At 49.5% G+C, this 17,221-nt stretch carries 17 protein-coding genes; 11 read left to right on the top strand and 6 right to left on the bottom strand.

From position 1 onward, the window contains the following. Positions 1-73: 73 nt before the first annotated feature. Entirely contained in the window at positions 74-553 is a 480-nt protein-coding gene (locus QQM41_RS06110; RefSeq protein WP_339077999.1) for a YaiI/YqxD family protein, read from the bottom strand. Positions 554-788: 235 nt separating this feature from the next. On the opposite strand from QQM41_RS06110, the gene QQM41_RS06105 reads away from it, so the two are divergent. Further along, a complete protein-coding gene (locus QQM41_RS06105) occupies positions 789-1,316 on the top strand; it encodes a Spy/CpxP family protein refolding chaperone (RefSeq protein WP_050818941.1) in 528 nt (175 codons plus the stop codon). Between the two features lie 136 nt (positions 1,317-1,452). After that, positions 1,453-2,694, top strand: coding sequence for a multidrug effflux MFS transporter (locus QQM41_RS06100; RefSeq protein WP_339077998.1), 1,242 nt, complete (start codon positions 1,453-1,455; stop codon positions 2,692-2,694). Positions 2,695-2,718: 24 nt separating this feature from the next. Here QQM41_RS06100 and QQM41_RS06095 read toward each other — a convergent pair whose 3' ends face one another. Genes QQM41_RS06095 through QQM41_RS06080 form a run of 4 tightly spaced genes read right to left on the bottom strand, consistent with a single transcriptional unit; the run spans position 2,719 to position 5,026 of the window. After that, on the bottom strand, positions 2,719-3,105 hold the full coding sequence (locus QQM41_RS06095) for a hypothetical protein (protein WP_128104710.1): 387 nt from the start codon (positions 3,103-3,105) through the stop codon (positions 2,719-2,721). 30 nt (positions 3,106-3,135) lie between these two features. After that, on the bottom strand, positions 3,136-3,321 hold the full coding sequence (locus QQM41_RS06090) for a Trm112 family protein (protein WP_339077997.1): 186 nt from the start codon (positions 3,319-3,321) through the stop codon (positions 3,136-3,138). Positions 3,322-3,347: 26 nt separating this feature from the next. Beyond that, on the bottom strand, positions 3,348-4,052 hold the full coding sequence (locus QQM41_RS06085) for an LON peptidase substrate-binding domain-containing protein (RefSeq protein WP_050818944.1): 705 nt from the start codon (positions 4,050-4,052) through the stop codon (positions 3,348-3,350). 14 nt (positions 4,053-4,066) lie between these two features. After that, entirely contained in the window at positions 4,067-5,026 is a 960-nt protein-coding gene (locus tag QQM41_RS06080) for a tetratricopeptide repeat protein (protein WP_339077996.1), read from the bottom strand. Positions 5,027-5,264: 238 nt separating this feature from the next. Here QQM41_RS06080 and uvrA point away from each other — a divergent pair, with 238 nt between their 5' ends. The 8 genes from uvrA to rimI all read left to right on the top strand — a co-directional run bounded on the left by uvrA (position 5,265) and on the right by rimI (position 14,297). Further along, entirely contained in the window at positions 5,265-8,129 is a 2,865-nt protein-coding gene (uvrA, locus tag QQM41_RS06075) for an excinuclease ABC subunit UvrA (RefSeq protein ID WP_339077995.1), read from the top strand. Beyond that, positions 8,129-8,968 carry a creatininase family protein gene (locus QQM41_RS06070; protein ID WP_339077994.1) on the top strand — a complete coding sequence of 280 codons (840 nt, stop codon included), beginning with the start codon at positions 8,129-8,131 and terminating at the stop codon, positions 8,966-8,968. Before uvrA ends, QQM41_RS06070 begins: the two co-directional genes overlap by 1 nt. A gap of 107 nt (positions 8,969-9,075) precedes the next feature. Then, positions 9,076-10,374, top strand: a complete 1,299-nt coding sequence (locus QQM41_RS06065; RefSeq protein WP_339077993.1) for a YncE family protein — start codon at positions 9,076-9,078, stop codon at positions 10,372-10,374. Positions 10,375-10,453: 79 nt separating this feature from the next. Further along, positions 10,454-11,686, top strand: a complete 1,233-nt coding sequence (locus QQM41_RS06060; protein WP_339077992.1) for a DUF2075 domain-containing protein — start codon at positions 10,454-10,456, stop codon at positions 11,684-11,686. A 226-nt stretch (positions 11,687-11,912) separates the two neighbouring features. Then, a complete protein-coding gene (locus tag QQM41_RS06055; RefSeq protein WP_339077991.1) occupies positions 11,913-12,473 on the top strand; it encodes a NifU family protein in 561 nt (186 codons plus the stop codon). 65 nt (positions 12,474-12,538) lie between these two features. Next, on the top strand, positions 12,539-13,168 hold the full coding sequence (locus tag QQM41_RS06050) for a malonic semialdehyde reductase (RefSeq protein WP_339077990.1): 630 nt from the start codon (positions 12,539-12,541) through the stop codon (positions 13,166-13,168). After that, positions 13,165-13,857: a tRNA (adenosine(37)-N6)-threonylcarbamoyltransferase complex dimerization subunit type 1 TsaB gene (tsaB, locus tag QQM41_RS06045; RefSeq protein WP_339078072.1), complete on the top strand. Its 693-nt coding sequence runs from the start codon at positions 13,165-13,167 to the stop codon at positions 13,855-13,857. Before QQM41_RS06050 ends, tsaB begins: the two co-directional genes overlap by 4 nt. A gap of 2 nt (positions 13,858-13,859) precedes the next feature. Continuing rightward, a complete protein-coding gene (rimI, locus tag QQM41_RS06040) occupies positions 13,860-14,297 on the top strand; it encodes a ribosomal protein S18-alanine N-acetyltransferase (RefSeq protein WP_339078071.1) in 438 nt (145 codons plus the stop codon). A gap of 63 nt (positions 14,298-14,360) precedes the next feature. On the opposite strand, the gene purD is transcribed toward rimI, so the two are convergent. Beyond that, a complete protein-coding gene (gene purD / locus QQM41_RS06035) occupies positions 14,361-15,644 on the bottom strand; it encodes a phosphoribosylamine--glycine ligase (RefSeq protein ID WP_339077989.1) in 1,284 nt (427 codons plus the stop codon). A gap of 51 nt (positions 15,645-15,695) precedes the next feature. Between purD and xseA the strand changes: the two genes are divergently transcribed. After that, positions 15,696-17,150, top strand: coding sequence for an exodeoxyribonuclease VII large subunit (gene xseA / locus QQM41_RS06030; RefSeq protein WP_339077988.1), 1,455 nt, complete (start codon positions 15,696-15,698; stop codon positions 17,148-17,150). Positions 17,151-17,221 lie beyond the last annotated feature (71 nt).

Raw genomic sequence — 17,221 nt, 5'->3', positions numbered from 1 at the left:
TTGTGCACATCACTTGCCTACTATGAAGCATAGTGAGATACGGATGTTCGTATCTAACTGTATTTTAAGTTGCTCACTCGTTCGGCAATGTCAGTGGGCGTAAACGGGGTTTGCGTGCCTTGATCACCAGCGTATCAAGAGCGGAGAGAAAGCGGGATCGATCTGCTTTTCCAAACGCGCTTCCGCCTGGCGTCATAACTCCGGCTGAACGCAAATCTGTCATCAGATTGCGCACTGCCAGTGCCATGCCAATGGCATCACCATCCAGAATTCGCCCTTTAGGTTCAAGAACGTAAGCACCTTTTTCAACACATCGCGCAGCCAGCGGAATATCTGCTGTAATCACGATATCTCCGTCTGATACGCGCTCAGCAATCCAATCATCTGCTACATCTGGCCCAGCATCTACAACTATGCGTTCAATCAGAGATGATTCAGGCACCATAATCATTCTGTTTGAGACAATGAAAACGTGCATATTGTAACGACTGGCCACACGATACACTTCGTTTTTTACGGGGCATGCGTCAGAATCAACAAAAATACGGGTCATACAGTTAATGTGCCGCAGTAAGGCGGTAATCGCAAACGGTCGCCTTAGAATTAAGGCATCCTTTTTATACGTACAGCAGGCAAGGCTTTGTTCTTGTTTTTGCGTAGAAGCAGACACAAAACATTTTTCTTTTAAAATTATGCCTTTTTTCAGACACAAGCCTTTGTCATTAGTCAGAAAGCAGACAAGGTGTTTATGCACTTTGTTACGGTAAAGATTTTATAAGGCGAATCTGATGAAAAAAGTTTTGATGGCCACAGCGCTGACGCTGGGAATGATGACATCAGCAGTTTCTTTTGCACATGCTCAGGAAGCCACTCCGGCTGTTGGTGCTCCTCCTCCGGGTGGTCCGGGCTGTGGCCCGATGCATCATCACGGTATGGGTGGCCCGATCCTGAAACTGGACGGCATTAAACTGACCTCCGCCCAGAAGAAAAAGCTGAAAGCTATTTTTGACGCAAACAAGCCTTCTGACCCGAAAGCGGACATGGAACAGATTCACAGCCTGCATCAGCAGGAACGTGAAGTGCTGACAACTCCCGGTCCGGTTGATCAGGCTAAGCTGCAGCAGATTGAACAGCAGATCAGCACGATGCAGACCGAGCGCGCAACACAGCGCCTGCAGGTTGAAACGCAGGTTCATGATATTCTGACCAAGAAACAGCTGAAGCAGATTGCTGAACGCCCTGAACCCCAGATGCCGCCCATGTGCGGAAACGGTGCACCTCCGGCCCCGCCGCCGGCAGCAACCGAAAGCAAGTAAGCTTCTACAAAAAAGCTGCCAGACACTCTGGCAGCTTTTTTTATGCCTAAAGCATTGATGCGTTGTGTCTGCATTCATAGACAAATGATGCAGATCAAGAGAAAGAACAGAACGTTCTTTTTCGGTGCCTGATATCATGACAACATCTTCCACCCACCCTGCCCTTTTTAAAAAAGGGCTGCCGCTACGGCTTATTCTGCTTTTGGGGCTCGTTACGGCAATAGGCCCCCTTGCGACAGATATGTACCTTCCGGCTTTTCCTGATGTTGAGCGGGATTTGGGTGGAGGTGCAGGTTCTGCTCAGTTTACGCTGGGAGCGTGGTTTTTAGGGCTGGCTTTTGGCCAATTCTCTCAAGGTCCGCTGTCAGACAGATTTGGGCGCAAGATTCCTCTGGTTATAGGGCTTGCCGTTTTTGCTATTGCATCTGCCATGTGTGCCGTGGTGCGGGATTATCACCTATTCTGCATCATGCGGTTTATTGGTGCTTTTGGTGGATCTGCCAGTGCAGTTATTCCGCGTGCCATTGTAAGGGATGTCGCAACCGGCAAAAAAGGTGCGCATATTATGGCGCAGCTTACGCTTGTGTTTGGTGTCATGCCTGTGCTGGCCCCTAGTATGGGGAGCCTTGTGCTGGAATTTGGAAACTGGCGGTGGATATTCTGGAGTGGCACCTTATACGCCGTTCTGGGGATGATTGGCATTATATGTATGCTGCCAGATACGCTTTCCCCCTCATACCGGATGCGATTGGCCCCATTTGAAATTTTCACGCGGTATCGCACTATTCTGCGAGAGCCTGTTTTTCTTTCTAATGCCCTTATCACAACTTTTTCCACTTTTGTGATGTTCGCCTATTTGGGAAGCGCGCCGGTTCTGTTTGAACAGGTGCTTCATTTTTCTCCCACAGCTTTTGGTATGTTTTTTGGCATGAATGCCGCTGCCTTTATTTTGGGAACACAAATTAACGGCAGGCTTGTGCATAGGTTTGCCATGCCAGCTTTGCTGGAGGCTGCCATTGTCTGGGCTTTGATTATGGGCGGAGTTTTTGTGATGGTGGCCTATTCAGGTTTAGCAGGCCTAGCCCATCCGTGGCTGACATGTGGGCTGATCACCTGCATTACTGGTGCATTGGGTTTTATTGGGCCGAATGGCACCGTTATGGCGTTTTCACGCCATGCACATCAGGCTGGTAGTGCCTCTGCCTTACTGGGTACAATGCAATTTAGTCTTGGCTCTTTAAGCAGTGTTCTGGTGGGTATTTTGCCCGGAGGGGGTGCTATTCCAACGGCTATTGGCATGATGACAGGTGTGATCGGTATGGTGTGTGCCAATATCCTGCGCCGTAGGCATACAGACCAAGCAGAACATGAGGGCTAATAAGCGCGGCAGGACCCTCCGGCGTTAATGGCCCGGAGATCTGTCGGCCGGTTTGCCGTAAATAGCTTGGGTTTGTGGGGTAACGGTATGCCCGTCTTCTGTTTCCATTGATCCCGCAGCCCCAGAACCTGCATCGGGCAGTGTTTCGTAACGTTCTTCGGGTTTGGGTGGCTGAACTTGCTCAGGCTTGCCCTCACGCGCGGCTTGGGCTTCGCGCAGGCTTTCTTCCTGTTCGGCTGCCTTGGCTTCCGCTGGAGCAGCTTCAGGTAGAAAGCGCCCCGGCCGCTCAGGGGGCACATCAATGTTGTCCCCTTCAATAGGCCCGTGACATGCCACCAGCAGTGGAGAGACCAAAAGAAGGTTTCCGATCAGGGTGCCTGTTTTTTTCGCCAGAAGCATGGACGGGTTCATTGTAAAGGAGAAAGAGAGAAAGCTGTGGGTTCAGCTTTCCAGGCGGCGTGCTTCATCTGGCAGCATGATGGGGATACCATCCCGGATCGGAAAGGCAAGACCAGCCTTCTTGCTGATCAGTTCGTTTGTTTCAGTATTGTAAGTCAGAGGCCCTTTGGTGACAGGGCACACAAGCACCGAAAGAAGCCGGGAATCAAGTGGAGGTGTGTCAGACATCAGTTCTCTGTTCCTCAGTAAAAGGTTCAGGAAGGTGGGCCTTCCTGTTCCGGACCAGACAGGTCTAGCAGTGTTTGTAGCACCCGCACACGGTCAGTTAGATCTTCGGCATCAAGCAATGCCTGTTTTTCTGCCGGAGGGAAAGGACAGATCATGGGCAATGTGACCAGCAGGATATCATCATCCATCTGTTCCAGCAGAGACCAACGGGCCTGTAGCCCCTTTTTCTGGAAGTAACGCCGCATGGAGCCCAGAAGCTTTTCCCGGTCAAACGGAGCAGACGGAATTTCGTTCAGATCCCCTGCAAAGGTAGAAACATCTATCCGAGCTTGCCGATACCCACGCGTTTCCTCTGTTTCACGCAGGAGCCGAAAACGGGTGAGACCTGCAAGTGTAATGGCATAGGTGCCGTCTGATCGCTCGGTAAAGGAAACAATCCGGCCAAGGCAGCCTATTGGATACAGTGGTGGAGCGCCGTTATCTTCATCTTCTTCTTCCCGCCAGCGCGGCTGGATCATTCCTATCAGGCGCTGTGTTGCCAGTGCATCTTCCACCAATGCGATATAGCGCGGTTCAAACACGTTAAGCGGTAGTCTTCCACGAGGTAGAAGAACAACACCGCTTAACGGGAATAGGCCGATTTCTGGAGGGATATCGGCCAAAGTGATATCCCCCAGCTTGGGAATGCGCCGGGGAATATCATCTTCATCTTGAAAAAATACGGCAGCCAAAAAGTTTTACATCCTCATGAAAACAGCATGGAAGACAGGCGGCGGCGCGCAATTGCTGTTGCGGGCTCTTCATTTCCCCATGCTTCAAAAAAACGTAGCAACTGCTGTTTGGCTGCGCCGTCTTTCCAATTCCGGTCTACCTTGATGATATGCAGTAGCTCGTTTGCGGCATCTTCCCGTTTTCCGGCGGCATTCAGGGCTGTTGCCAGTTCGCAGCGTGCTTCAAAATCTTCCGGGTTGGCAGCAAGGCGTGCACGAATGCTTTCCATTTCTTCCGCTGCCTTGCGTCCTTCCTTTTTCAGATCCAGCGCAGCACGTGCGCCAGCTACTTCCGGGCTATCGGTAATTTTGGCGGGTACGTCTGCTAGAGCGGCAACGGCGGCATCTTCATCATCCAATGTCAACATGGCGCGGATAAGCCCTGCCCATGCACGTGGGTTTTCTGGCTCTTCTCCAATAACGGAGGAATACAGTTCTGCCGCACGGGCTGGCATTTCTGTTTCCAGCGCCACATCTGCTTCACGCAGTTGTTCTGTTGCGGGCAGAATGCCACCACCACTGCTTTTTAGAATGTTTTCGACAAACTTCTTGATTTCGCTTTCCGGCAAAGCGCCTTGGAACAGATCCAGAATCTGCCCTTTCCAGAAGGCTGCAACCAGTGGAATGGACTGTAACGGCAAGCCAACCTGAGCAAGCTGCCCTGCCAGTGCACGGTTTGCTTCGATATCAATTTTAACCAAGCGCACTTTGCCGCGCGCTGCTGTCACCACCTTTTCCAGCACCGGAGCAAGCTGTTTGCAGGGGCCGCACCAGTCTGCCCAGAAATCAACAAGAACAGGAACAGAACGGCTTGCTTCAATCACATCCTGCATGAATGTGGCCTGAGACCCGTCTGTAATTACAGGTGCCGTATTCTGAGGGGATGTTGCGCCGTTTTGTGTAGCAGATTGCGGCTGGCCGAGAAGGTGTTCCATATGTTCTTGTATCCTTAATCCAATGCTGCGGTCAGTATGGATAATATCCTTCTGGCCGGCTTTTATCTGTTTATATGTTCTAGATGGTCAATCAGAGCATGATGCGCAATGGCAATTAGGGCATGGCTTGCCCATATCAGATTAAAGACAATGGCTGCCGTCGCCTTATCACGCATTGCATGAAGGTGGCCTTAGGCGGCATACTAGGACAAAACAGGAACGGCGGCAGATTTCTTACATGAAAAAATCAGATTTTTCCGGTCAGCAAAGTATCCGGGTGCGCGGCGCACGGGTTCATAATCTCAAAAACGTGGATATTGATATTCCACGGGATAAGCTGACAGTCATGACAGGGCTTTCCGGGTCCGGCAAATCTTCCTTGGCGTTTGATACAATCTACGCTGAAGGGCAGCGCCGTTATGTGGAAAGCCTTTCTGCCTATGCACGTCAGTTTTTGGAATTGATGGGTAAGCCAGATGTAGATTCCATTGAAGGTCTTTCCCCTGCCATTTCTATTGAGCAGAAAACAACATCTAAAAATCCGCGTTCCACAGTTGGTACTGTTACGGAAATTTATGATTACATGCGTCTGTTATGGGCGCGGGCGGGTGTGCCGTATTCTCCTGTTACCGGCCTGCCGATTGAAGCGCAAACAGTTACCCAAATGGTTGACCGTATTATGGCGTTGCCGGAGGGTACACGCCTGATGCTTCTTTCCCCTGTTATTCGTGACAGAAAGGGAGAATACCGGAAGGAACTGGCAGAGCTTCAACGCAAAGGTTTTACACGCGTAAAAGTGGATGGAACACTTTATGAGATTGATGATGTTCCAAGCCTGAACCGCAAGTTACGCCATACTGTAGAAGTTGTGGTGGACCGTGTTGTGGTCAAGGAAGGGCTTGAAACACGTCTTGCAGATAGCTTGGAGACCGCTTTAGAACTTTCTGATGGTATTGTGTATGCTGAAGAGGTTTCTAAAGATGAAAGCAAGGAAACAGAAAAACTTGTTTTTTCATCACATTTCTCTTGCCCGGTAAGTGGGTTTACACTGGAAGAAATTGAACCGCGGCTTTTTTCCTTTAATGCACCTCAAGGTGCTTGTCCGGCATGTGACGGTATCGGGGTGGAAACCTACTTCAATCCACATCTTGTTGTGCCAGATGAAACATTAAGCCTTGCAAAAGGTGCTATAGCGCCCTGGAAAGATGCAAAATCTCCATTGCTGGAGCAGACGCTGGAAAGTTTGGCACAGCATTTTTCTGTAAGCATGGACACACCATGGAAAGATCTTTCAGAAAATGTACAAAACGGTATTCTTTATGGCACTCCAGAAAATGTAGATTTCACCTATAAAGATGGCAGGAAAAGCTACGTTGTTTCCAAACCATTTGAAGGCGTGATTAAAAGCCTGGAAAAACGCTTACGTACCACAGAAAGTATGTGGGTAAGAGAAGAACTTTCCAGATATCAGTCAGAAAAATCTTGCCATGTGTGTGAAGGTGCACGGTTGCGCCCAGAGGCTCTTTCTGTGCGTGTGGCAGGGAAAAATATTGCGCAAGCTACGGATTTACCTATAGGGCAAGCTCTGGACTGGTTTGATACGGTTTTACCAACGCTTACGCCGCAAAGGGCCGAAATTGCACGCCGTATTCTGCGTGAGATTCTGGAACGTTTGAAGTTTCTTGATGACGTAGGGTTGGAATATCTCACTCTTTCAAGAAGTTCAGCAACACTTTCTGGGGGGGAAAGCCAGCGTATTCGCCTTGCCAGTCAGATTGGTTCTGGTCTGACAGGTGTTTTATATGTTCTGGATGAGCCCTCTATTGGTCTGCATCAGCGCGACAATGAGCGTCTACTTGGCACGTTGCAGCGTTTGAAAAACCTTGGAAATACACTGATTGTTGTTGAACATGATGAAGATGCGATCAGAAGTGCAGACTGGCTTGTAGATATGGGGCCAGGTGCAGGTGTAAATGGGGGTACTGTTGTTGCCCAAGGTACGCCAGCGCAGGTTGCCAAATCGCCCGATAGTTTAACAGGTGCTTATCTTTCCGGCCGCAAGAAGATTGAGGTTCCCGCTGAACGGCGGAAGATAAATAAAAAGAAAGTTCTAACTGTTGAAGGTGCTACCGGGCATAATCTGAAAAACGTAACGGCCCGTTTCCCGCTTGGTACATTTACCTGTGTCACCGGTGTATCTGGTAGTGGAAAATCCACTCTGGTTATTGATACGCTCTATAAAGCACTTTCTCGCCAGTTGATGGGAGCAGGTACATCGCCAGAGCCTTATAAGCGTATCAAGGGGATGGAACTGTTAGACAAGATTATTGATATTGACCAATCCCCTATCGGGCGTACGCCACGTTCCAACCCAGCAACCTACACAGATCTTTTTACACCGATAAGAGACTGGTTTGCAGAACTGCCAGAAAGTAAAGCAAGGGGTTACAAACCCGGCCGCTTTTCCTTCAATGTGAAAGGTGGGCGTTGTGAAGCATGTCAGGGTGATGGTGTTATCAAAATTGAAATGCACTTTCTGCCAGATGTGTTTGTAACGTGCGATGCCTGTAAAGGGCAGCGCTATAACCGTGAAACACTTGATATCAAGTTCCGTGGCAAATCCATTGCAGATGTGTTGGCCATGAGTGTGGATGAAGCCCTACCCTATTTTTCGGCTCAGTCTCGTATTCGCGATAGGTTGGCCATTCTGCAAAAAGTTGGTTTGGGATACGTTGCTTTGGGCCAGCAGGCGACCACTCTTTCTGGTGGCGAAGCACAGCGCGTTAAACTTTCCAAGGAACTGGCGCGTAGGGCAACGGGGCGTACCCTGTATATTCTTGATGAACCAACAACAGGCCTACATACAGAAGACGTGAGAAAACTTCTGGAGGTTTTGCATGCCCTTGTTGATCAGGGAAACACAGTTGTGGTGATCGAACATAACCTTGAAGTTATTAAAACGGCAGACTGGATTATAGACGTTGGCCCTGAAGGAGGTGATGGCGGCGGGCAGATTGTTGCCGAAGGCACGCCAGAAGATATTGCTGCATGTCCGGAAAGTTACACAGGCCGCTTTCTTGCCCCGCTGTTAGTGAAAAAATAATGAAAAAGCAGTTTTTAGTTTTGGCTGGTATTGGGTTTTCTGCTCTATTTGCAAACGGAGCAGAAACTTATAGCGCAATGGCAGAAACATCGTGTTCTGCCATTCCCTCTTCTGTTCTGTTTGAAAAACAGACATGGACAGAAATCCAGTCTGATATTTCCTGTGGAATAACAACTCTTATTATTCCTGTTGGAGGAACAGAACAGAGTGGGCCTTATATTGCGGTTGGCAAGCATAACACGCGTGTAATGGAAATAGCGCAAAGAATAGCGGAGAAATCTGGAAAAACCCTTGTAGCACCGGTTGTTTCATATGTTCCAGAAGGAGGGATATCTCCCCGCACTTCGCATATGAAGTTTCCGGGAACCATTACTGTCCCGACAGATGTTTTTGAAAAATTGATCGCATCTGCTGCAAAAAGTTTTCAGGTTCAGGGGTTTCGTCTAATCGTTTTTATAGGCGATCATGGTGGGTATCAGAAATCTTTGGATAAAGTTGCCACGCAACTAAATAAGGAATGGTCTGGCACACAGGCGCAGGCTCTTTATGTAAAGCAATATTATAGTGTTATACCGCATCAGTATACTCAATGGCTCAGCCAGCATGGATATGCAAAAGATGTTGGTATGCACGCAGATATAAGTGACACATCGCTGATGCTGGCTATTGATCCAACAATGGTAAGGCTGGATGCGTTACAAAAATCTGGTCCGCCATCCAGCGCGCAAGGTATTTATGGAGGGGACCCGCGCAAAGCATCGGCCAGTTTAGGGCTGGTCGGGGTTAATATGCAGATTACTGCGGCAGTTTCTGCTATTAACGATGCACGAAATAAATAAGTGTAAGTTATTTTACAGAATAGAACATAGGTTCTCTACTTAAAAAAGATTAGAATAGACCTTATTAGGGCACCATGATAAATCGAACCTGATATAATAGATAAATCATGGTGCCAGAGATAATGAGGTATAGTGTAATGGCTTCCAAAGCCTATTTGATAGCGGCAACGGCTTTAGCTGCGGTGATGAGCACTGGAGCAGCGGCATTTGCCCAAGATGCTACGCAACCTGCCCCATCGGTGCAGCAGCCAGTAGCCGAAGTTCCTGCACCTGCAACGGCACCAGTTTCTACGCCTGTTCCGCAAAATGCAGCAACTTCAGCTACAAAAATTGAAACAATTCCGGGCATGCCTCCCGTTATTGATCCAAATAACCTTTATAGTGAAACACGGGCGGGAAATATCTCACCGGAAGTGGCACAAGATCCGGCACGTGTTTATGTGCCAAACCTGCGTTCCAATGATGTTTCGGTGATTGACCCTGCGACATCAAAAGTCGTGGATCGTTTTCCTGTTGGTAAAAGCCCGCAACACGTTGTGCCTTCGTGGGATTTGCGGACATTATGGGTCACTAACAATGCCGAAGGCACTACAAACGGTAGCCTGACGCCAATAGACCCCCGTACAGCCAAGCCCGGCCCTGCTGTGCAGGTGGATGATCCTTACAATATGTATTTTACGCCAGATGGCAAATCAGCCATTGTGGTCGCAGAAGCCCGCAAACGGCTGGATTTTCGTGATCCGCATACAATGGCTTTGCAGGAATCTGTTGAAGTTCCGCAATGTAAGGGCGTGAACCATGCAGATTTTTCAATTGATGGACGCTATGCCATTTTCACATGTGAATTTGGTGGCCACCTTGTAAAAGTTGACACAGTAAACAAAAAAGTTTTGGGCTACCTTGCTCTTTCCAGTGGTGGCATGCCGCAGGATATTCTGATTTCTCCAAACGGAAAAACCTTTTACGTTGCTGATATGATGGCAGACGGTATTTTCCTTGTAGATGGCGATACATTTAAGGAAACAGGTTTTATTCATACAGGTGTAGGTACGCACGGTTTGTACCCCAGCCGTGATGGTACAAAAATGTATGTTGCCAACCGTGGTTCTCATAAAATTCATGGTAAGCCGCACAGTAAGGCGGGTGGTGTTACAGTTATTGATTTTGCAACCAATAAGATTGTAGCTGATTGGCCTATTCCCGGTGGCGGTAGCCCAGATATGGGGAATGTAAGTGCAGATGGTAAAAGCCTATGGCTGTCAGGCCGGTTTGATGATGTTGTTTACAAAATCAACACCGATGATGGTTCCATGATCAAAATCCCTGTCGGTGCAGAGCCTCATGGTCTCACTGTGTGGCCGCAGCCGGGCCGGTATTGCATTGGTCACACAGGTATCCTGCGTTAAGGATTAAATCTAAGAATGTTTTTGGAAAAGCCTTTCTTGTTTTCAAGAAAGGCTTTTTTTATGAGGTAAGGAAAAAGATATGTCTGCTTTTCAGAACGAAGTTATTGAAGATAATAATGCAAGAAAGAAGCTTTCACCCTTTCAAAAATTATCGCCCACACAGACTTTGTTAAAACAAGATATTCTTGAGTTTTGCAAAGCCCACCAAAATGATGAACACGCTATTTTTGTTATTGAAGGTGATGCCGGAACAGGAAAAAGCCTTGTTATAAATTCTATATTTAATGATTTGCAGCGCATGTCCAGAAGCTCTCAGGATGAAGGCTGTTTTTCTGGAAAGGAAAACTACCTTATTGTGAATCATCCTGAAATGATGAAGCTGTATACAAATATATCAGAAGACTTTCTGTATATCAGGAAAAAGGATTTTGAGCGCCCAACAACATTTATCAATAAAATGAATAAATTAAAAAAGAGAGCTGATGTTGTGCTAATTGATGAAGCACATCTTCTTTTAACGCGTCCTGATAAATACAATAGATTTAACCAAAACAATCATCTTGAAGAGATTATAAAGCTTGCCAGGATTGTTATCCTTGTTTTTGATGAAAAACAGGTTTTGAAGTTTAAAAGCTATTGGAATAAAAATACACTTTCGGAAATTGTAAGTGGGTTTCCGGTAAAAACCTTTTATCTGACAGATCAGTTTCGTATGCATGCAAATACGGATGTTTTGGAATGGATAAAAAATTTCTGTTCAAAAAAAGTGACACTCTTCCCAAAAAAGCAGGATTTTGATTTTAGATGTTTTGATGATGCTCAAGAAATGTACGAGTTAATCAAACAGAAAAATAACCAGTGCGGATTGTCACGTATCGTTGCGACTTATGATTATCCTTACAGATTGGATGGCAAAGAGCACTTTATTGATGAAGGACGTTTCCACCTGCGGTGGGATCTCTCAAAGCCAGATGAAAAACTGCCGTGGGCAGAACGTCCCGATACAATCAATGAAGTTGGATCTGTTTATACCGTGCAGGGGTTTGATCTGAATTATGTAGGGCTCATTCTGGGGCCATCTGTTACATATGATGCACAAGCAGATTGCTTGCGCCTGGACCCCACACGTTATGAAGATGGTGCTGCTTTTGCAGGTAAGGATGGCTTGGCCCAACCAGAGCAGGTGAAGGAGCAGATCATGCTCAATGCCATCAATGTGCTTATGACAAGGGCAGTCAAAGGTCTGTACATTTATGCCCATGATCCAGCGTTAAGGAAGAAGCTGCAGCAAGAGCAATCATTACGCAGTTAAGGTCTGCTTTAAATTGGGTTACCTTCTGCTTCATAACTGCATGGCAGATTTGCCAAAGAGCAAGGCAAACATTCTGCCATGTAAAATTAAGGAAAGTTGATTATTCAAAGCGAATTCACCTAAGAAGAACCGTTTTTCTTTGAATACAGGACTTGTTTCGTACGCATTCTAATGCCAACTGAAAGGTAACAAGTTCTCTTTCCTCATTACTCAGGCTCAACTGGTCATGTTTATAGAAACCGAAGGCACACCCAATCCTGCTACGCTCAAATTTCTGCCCGGGAAGGCCGTTATGGGGGACGCTGGCACCATTGATTTTATTGATGCCGATGCCGTAGCTGGCCGTTCTCCTTTGGCGGAAGCTCTGTTTGCTCTTCCCGGTGTTTCCCGCGTATTTTTGGGGAACGACTTTGTTTCTGTAACAAAAGCAGATTCCGAAGATTGGGAAGAACTGCGTCCTCAAATTCTGTCCACTCTCATGGATCATTTTGTGGCCGGGCACCCTGTCGTGGCAGAAGGCGTAGCTGTTACAGAAGATGCCATTGCCCCCGAAGACGAAGAAATTGTTACGCAGATTAAGGAGCTACTGGATACACGTGTACGTCCAGCCGTAGCAGGTGATGGCGGGGATATTGTTTTCCGTGGTTATCGCAATGGCATCGTGCGCTTGACCATGCAGGGCGCGTGTTCTGGGTGCCCATCTTCCCGCGCAACGCTTAAACATGGCGTAGAAAACATGCTGCGCCATTACGTGCCAGAAGTGGTTTCTGTCGAACAAGTAGACTAAGTGCCGCACCTGTCTGCTTTTGTCGCGCACCAAAGCGTGGCATAGAAAGCAGGCAGGTGTTTTTTATGCCTGCCCTTTCAATGATAGACGCAAGACAGGGCAAGATACATATGCTGGATGAAAACGGGCTGGATCTCCTTTTCAGAAAGGCGCGTACGCCCCTCCGCTGGACAACTCGCACAGTCGAAGAAGATTTGCTGCGCCAGCTTTATGATCTCACAAAAATGGGGCCTACATCCGGTAATTGCAGCCCAGCCCGGTTTGTTTTCATTACCGGTTCAGATGGGCGTGAGCGGTTGCGTCCTGCTTTGTCTGAGGGCAACGTCAATCGGGTAATGGGGGCGCCTGTTATTGCCATTGTTGCGCATGATCCGTTGTTTTTTGAGCAGTTGCCGCGTTTGTGCCCGCAGGAAAACCTGCGTTCATGGTTTGCATCAGACGTTGGGTTGGCAGAGGAAACCGCCTTTCGGAACGGTACGCTGCAAGGGGCTTATATGATTATGGCAGCTCGTGCCCTTGGGCTCGATGCTCTGCCAATTTCCGGGTTCGATCAGGCTTTGGTGGAAGATGCTTTTCTGGCTGAACAAGGCTGGCGTGCAAACTTTCTACTGTGCCTTGGGTATGGAGATTTTGAAAATCAGCTCCCACGTGCCCCACGTTTGGCGTTTGAAGAAGCCTGTTGCGTGATTCCATGATGGTGCAGCGTATTCTGGTTCTGGATGGTAGCCCAGCAGGAGAGTCTGCTTGCGGGATGGCCGCTTGCGTTCTGGCTGAAGGTGATAAGCTTTCTGTGCTGAGTGCAGAGGTAGTGGCAGGTAAGCAGGCAGCAGAGAGCATTAACCTTCTTGCCGATGCAGTTTTACAAAAAACAGGCTGGGGTGCAGGAACTGGCATACAACCAGATCTTGTAGCTGTAGTTGTCGGCCCTGGGTCTTTTACTGGCCTGCGCGCATCTTGCGCTGTGGCTGCAGGGTTTGCGCTGGGTGCTGGGTGCCCCTTGGTGGGCGTAACGCGGGCTGAAGCTTTGGCTCCTGCATTGAATGCAGAATTGCAGCATCATCCAGAGTTACAAGGGTGGCTAGTGGTTACACCGGCGCGGCGTGGCCGGGTGTTTGTTGAAGATGCTCAGCATGTGCGCGCAGTTATGATAGCTCATTGGCAGGCACCAGAAGGCAGTTGGCTGGTGGCAGGTGATGCCAGTGAGGCTCTTTCTTTCTCACATGCTCTTCACAGTCCACTATGCGTGCCAACGCCAGAGCAAATTGCCGGTGCGGCATTAAAGCGTCACAGGGGAAAGCTCCCTCCGCGAGATCCTGTTCCGCTGTATGTAGATCCGCCAGAAGCCAAATTGCCGGTAGATGGCTTACGGGCCCAACCAGTTTGACCGTGCATGTGCAGGAAGCAAGTATTGCACATGCACAGCTATTGGCCGGCATGCATACGCAATGCTTCAATACAGGTGCCCAGTGGGATCAAACAGCCATAACGGCTTTGCTGTCATCTCCAGGTGTGCACGCAGGTATTGTGATGGTGAAAGATCACCCTGCCGGCTTTATCATGTTACGAAGTGTGGTGGATGAAGCAGAGATTCTAACAGTTTGTGTATTACCAGAGTATAGAAAACGCGGTTTGGCCCAACAGTTGTTGGCATGGTGTGCTCAGGTTGCGCAACACAAAGGGGCACAAACCCTGTTTTTGGAAGTTTCGGTAAATAATCAATCTGCCAGAACCCTTTATGAAAAACAGGGTTTTGAAAAATTGGGTTTGCGCAAAAAGTATTATGAAGATGGCTCAGATGCCTTGGTTTTGGGGCGAGCCTGCTAAACAACAAGCCCTTAGCCAAACAGAAGCCGGTCTGTATGGCCAAGGGCTGTTATTTAAAGCTGTTTAAAGGGCGCGGTTACCGATATCTGTGCGCCATGTTGCGCCATCCCATGAAATAGCCTTAACGCCTTCGTAAGCGCGTTCCTGCGCCTGTTTCACGGTGTCTCCCAAGGCGCAAACAACCAGTACGCGTCCTCCGGCTACAACAAGTTCCCCTGCCGCATTTAGCTTGGTGCCAGCCTGAAAGACCTGCACATCAGGCAGTTTGTTGGCATCTTCAACACCAGAAATAACAGCACCTTTTTCAGGCGCACCAGGATAGCCGCGCGCTGCCATCACAACGCAAACGGATGCTTGATCTGAAAATGTGACAGGTGCGGTATCCAGCCGATCTTCTGCAAGAGCCTTGAGAGCCGGAAGAAGATCAGAAGTAAGGCGTGGCAACAATGCTTCGGCTTCCGGGTCACCAAATCTTACGTTGTATTCTATCAGCTGCGGGCCACTATCTGTCAGCATCAGGCCGGCAAAAATAACACCACGGAAAGGCGTGCCACGGCGCACCATCTCCTTCAGCATGGGGCGTACCAGCAGATCAAGCGCAGCTTCCTGTTCAGCCCGACCAAAACCTTTTGGCGGAGAAACCGCGCCCATTCCGCCGGTATTGGGGCCGGTATCTCCATCTCCAATGCGTTTGTGGTCTTGGGCAGCGCCAATCAGCGTTGCTGTCTCACCTGCGCAGAATGCAAAAAGAGAGACTTCTTCACCTACAAGGCAATCTTCAATCACCACGCAGCGGCCTGCATTACCAAGTGATCCACCAGCCATCATGTCTTGCACAGCGCTTTCGGCTTCAGCCAGTGTGGTGGCCACCACAACGCCTTTTCCGGCTGCCAGACCATCGGCCTTGATAACAATGGGCGCACCTTTTTCACGCACATAGGTCAAGGCGGCGTTTACGTCTGTAAACCGTTCTGCCTGCGCTGTGGGAATGTTGGCGGCGTAGCAGATTTCCTTGGTAAAGCTTTTGCTGCCTTCAAGCCGGGCAGCAGCCTGCGTGGGGCCGGCACAGGCCAGTTTGGCGCGGGCGCAGGCATCGGCCAGCCCTGCCACCAATGGGGCTTCCGGGCCGGGAATAACCAGATCGACTTTTTGTTCCAGAGCAAACTGCACAAGTGCAGGAACATCCTGTGCACCAATGGGCACATTTACCCCAACTTCTGCTGTGCCGGGGTTGCCGGGTGCGATAAACAGGGCTGAAAGTTCCGGAGAACGGGCAAGTGTTGCGGCTAGCGCATGCTCCCTGCCGCCAGATCCAACCAGAAGTACCCGCATTGTTTTCTCCTGCATCTTGATGTTCTGCTCTTTTCAGGGCGAGCGTCTGTAGCATAGGTTAGCCGCATGACCGAACAGTTTGACATTCCATCGGCCAGCAACAATGTGCCGGAATTTACCGTTTCAGAAATTTCGGGGGCTATCCGGCGCACGCTGGAGGGCACGTTCAGTCGCGTGCGCGTGCGTGGCGAAATTACGGAACTTAAACGCTACCCCTCCGGCCATGTGTATTTTTCGCTCAAGGATGAGCGGGGCAAAATTTCTGGTGTGGTATGGCGAGGTTCGGTGTCCCGCCTTGGTCTGGCGCCAGAAAACGGGGTGGAGATTATCGCCACCGGTAAGATCTCGGCATATGGTGAGCGTTCCAGCTATCAGCTTGTTGTAGAGCGGATGGAATATGCGGGCGAAGGCGCTTTACTGGCCCGTATTGAGCGCCTGCGCATCAGGCTGGCAGAAGAAGGGCTGTTTGATACAGCTCGTAAAAAAGCCATTCCACTTTTGCCGCGCGTGATCGGGGTGGTAACATCACCTCAAGGTGCTGTGCTGCATGATATCTGCACAACCTTGCAAAGGCGTTTTCCGCGGCCTGTGATTGTCTGGCCCGTGCCCGTGCAGGGGGAAGGCGCAGCCGCCCGTATTGCCGCGGCTATTGATGGGTTTTCTCAGCTTGATGGCCAAGGTGCAGTGCCTCGGCCAGATGTGCTGATTGTGGCGCGTGGCGGTGGATCACTAGAAGACCTGATGGCTTTTAATGATGAAGCCGTAGTACGAGCAGCAGCTGCGTGTACCATTCCGCTGATTTCTGCCGTAGGGCATGAAACAGATACAACCCTGATTGATTTTGCATCAGACAGGCGTGCGCCAACACCCACAGCCGCTGCAGAAATGGCCGTGCCAGTGCGCACGGAACTTCTGGCAGATATAGAACACCGTAACGCACGAGCACTGGGTGCGCTTTCTCGCCTGCTGCAAACCGCACGATTAAGGCTGGATCGTGCATCTTCTGCCATGCCGGATCTGCCTAGCCTGTTGCAGACAGCACGCATGCAGCTGGATGATAGAGGCCGTAGGCTAGATGTTGCCCTGCCCGCTTTGGTGCAGCGGCGGAAAGCAGATCTGGTTGCAGTTGAACGCCATATGCCTGCGGTTGAAACCTTATTGGCAGGGCGGCGCACCCGTTTGGCTGTGCTGGAGAACATGTTGCAAGCCAACATGGCACATACATTCCAAAGGCAGGATGCCCAGCTGGGCCGCCTACGGATATCTCCAGCTCCATTACAAGCCTTGGTGCGGGAAAGACGGACAGCTCTTGCAGGCATTGCCGGGCAGTTGGAAGCCGTTTCTCCTCGCGCTGTGTTGGCCCGTGGATATGCGCTTGTTACGGCGGAGGGGCGGCCAGTGACCAGTGCTGGACAATTACGTGATGGCGAACGCGTAGAACTGACATTTGGTGATGGTGCCCGCCCGGCTGTGATTGGTGATGGCACACACCAGCCAAAGCAAGGCGTGCTGGAACTGTAACAGGCTGAGTTGAGCTGCAATGCCAATCAGGTTTATGATCGGCCAATACAAACCACGCGGGCGGAGCGGTC

The sequence above is a fragment of the Acetobacter sp. AC2005 genome (genome assembly GCF_037901235.1).
In the GTDB taxonomy this organism is placed as follows: Bacteria; Pseudomonadota; Alphaproteobacteria; order Acetobacterales; family Acetobacteraceae; genus Acetobacter; species Acetobacter oryzoeni.
Note: the sequence above shows the minus strand (reverse complement) of the source record. Positions and strands in the feature narration are given on the sequence as shown.

What these genes read in the sequence shown, in the direction of transcription:
- QQM41_RS06110 (WP_339077999.1), bottom strand. Translation starts at nt 553, where the DNA reads ATGACCCGTATTTTTGTTGATTCTGACGCATGCCCCGTAAAAAACGAA.
- QQM41_RS06105 (WP_050818941.1), top strand. Translation starts at nt 789, where the DNA reads ATGAAAAAAGTTTTGATGGCCACAGCGCTGACGCTGGGAATGATGACA.
- QQM41_RS06100 (WP_339077998.1), top strand. Translation starts at nt 1,453, where the DNA reads ATGACAACATCTTCCACCCACCCTGCCCTTTTTAAAAAAGGGCTGCCG.
- QQM41_RS06095 (WP_128104710.1), bottom strand. Translation starts at nt 3,105, where the DNA reads ATGAACCCGTCCATGCTTCTGGCGAAAAAAACAGGCACCCTGATCGGA.
- QQM41_RS06090 (WP_339077997.1), bottom strand. Translation starts at nt 3,321, where the DNA reads ATGTCTGACACACCTCCACTTGATTCCCGGCTTCTTTCGGTGCTTGTG.
- QQM41_RS06080 (WP_339077996.1), bottom strand. Translation starts at nt 5,026, where the DNA reads ATGGAACACCTTCTCGGCCAGCCGCAATCTGCTACACAAAACGGCGCA.
- uvrA (WP_339077995.1), top strand. Translation starts at nt 5,265, where the DNA reads ATGAAAAAATCAGATTTTTCCGGTCAGCAAAGTATCCGGGTGCGCGGC.
- QQM41_RS06070 (WP_339077994.1), top strand. Translation starts at nt 8,129, where the DNA reads ATGAAAAAGCAGTTTTTAGTTTTGGCTGGTATTGGGTTTTCTGCTCTA.
- QQM41_RS06065 (WP_339077993.1), top strand. Translation starts at nt 9,076, where the DNA reads ATGGTGCCAGAGATAATGAGGTATAGTGTAATGGCTTCCAAAGCCTAT.
- QQM41_RS06060 (WP_339077992.1), top strand. Translation starts at nt 10,454, where the DNA reads ATGTCTGCTTTTCAGAACGAAGTTATTGAAGATAATAATGCAAGAAAG.
- QQM41_RS06055 (WP_339077991.1), top strand. Translation starts at nt 11,913, where the DNA reads ATGTTTATAGAAACCGAAGGCACACCCAATCCTGCTACGCTCAAATTT.
- QQM41_RS06050 (WP_339077990.1), top strand. Translation starts at nt 12,539, where the DNA reads ATGCCTGCCCTTTCAATGATAGACGCAAGACAGGGCAAGATACATATG.
- tsaB (WP_339078072.1), top strand. Translation starts at nt 13,165, where the DNA reads ATGATGGTGCAGCGTATTCTGGTTCTGGATGGTAGCCCAGCAGGAGAG.
- purD (WP_339077989.1), bottom strand. Translation starts at nt 15,644, where the DNA reads ATGCAGGAGAAAACAATGCGGGTACTTCTGGTTGGATCTGGCGGCAGG.
- xseA (WP_339077988.1), top strand. Translation starts at nt 15,696, where the DNA reads ATGACCGAACAGTTTGACATTCCATCGGCCAGCAACAATGTGCCGGAA.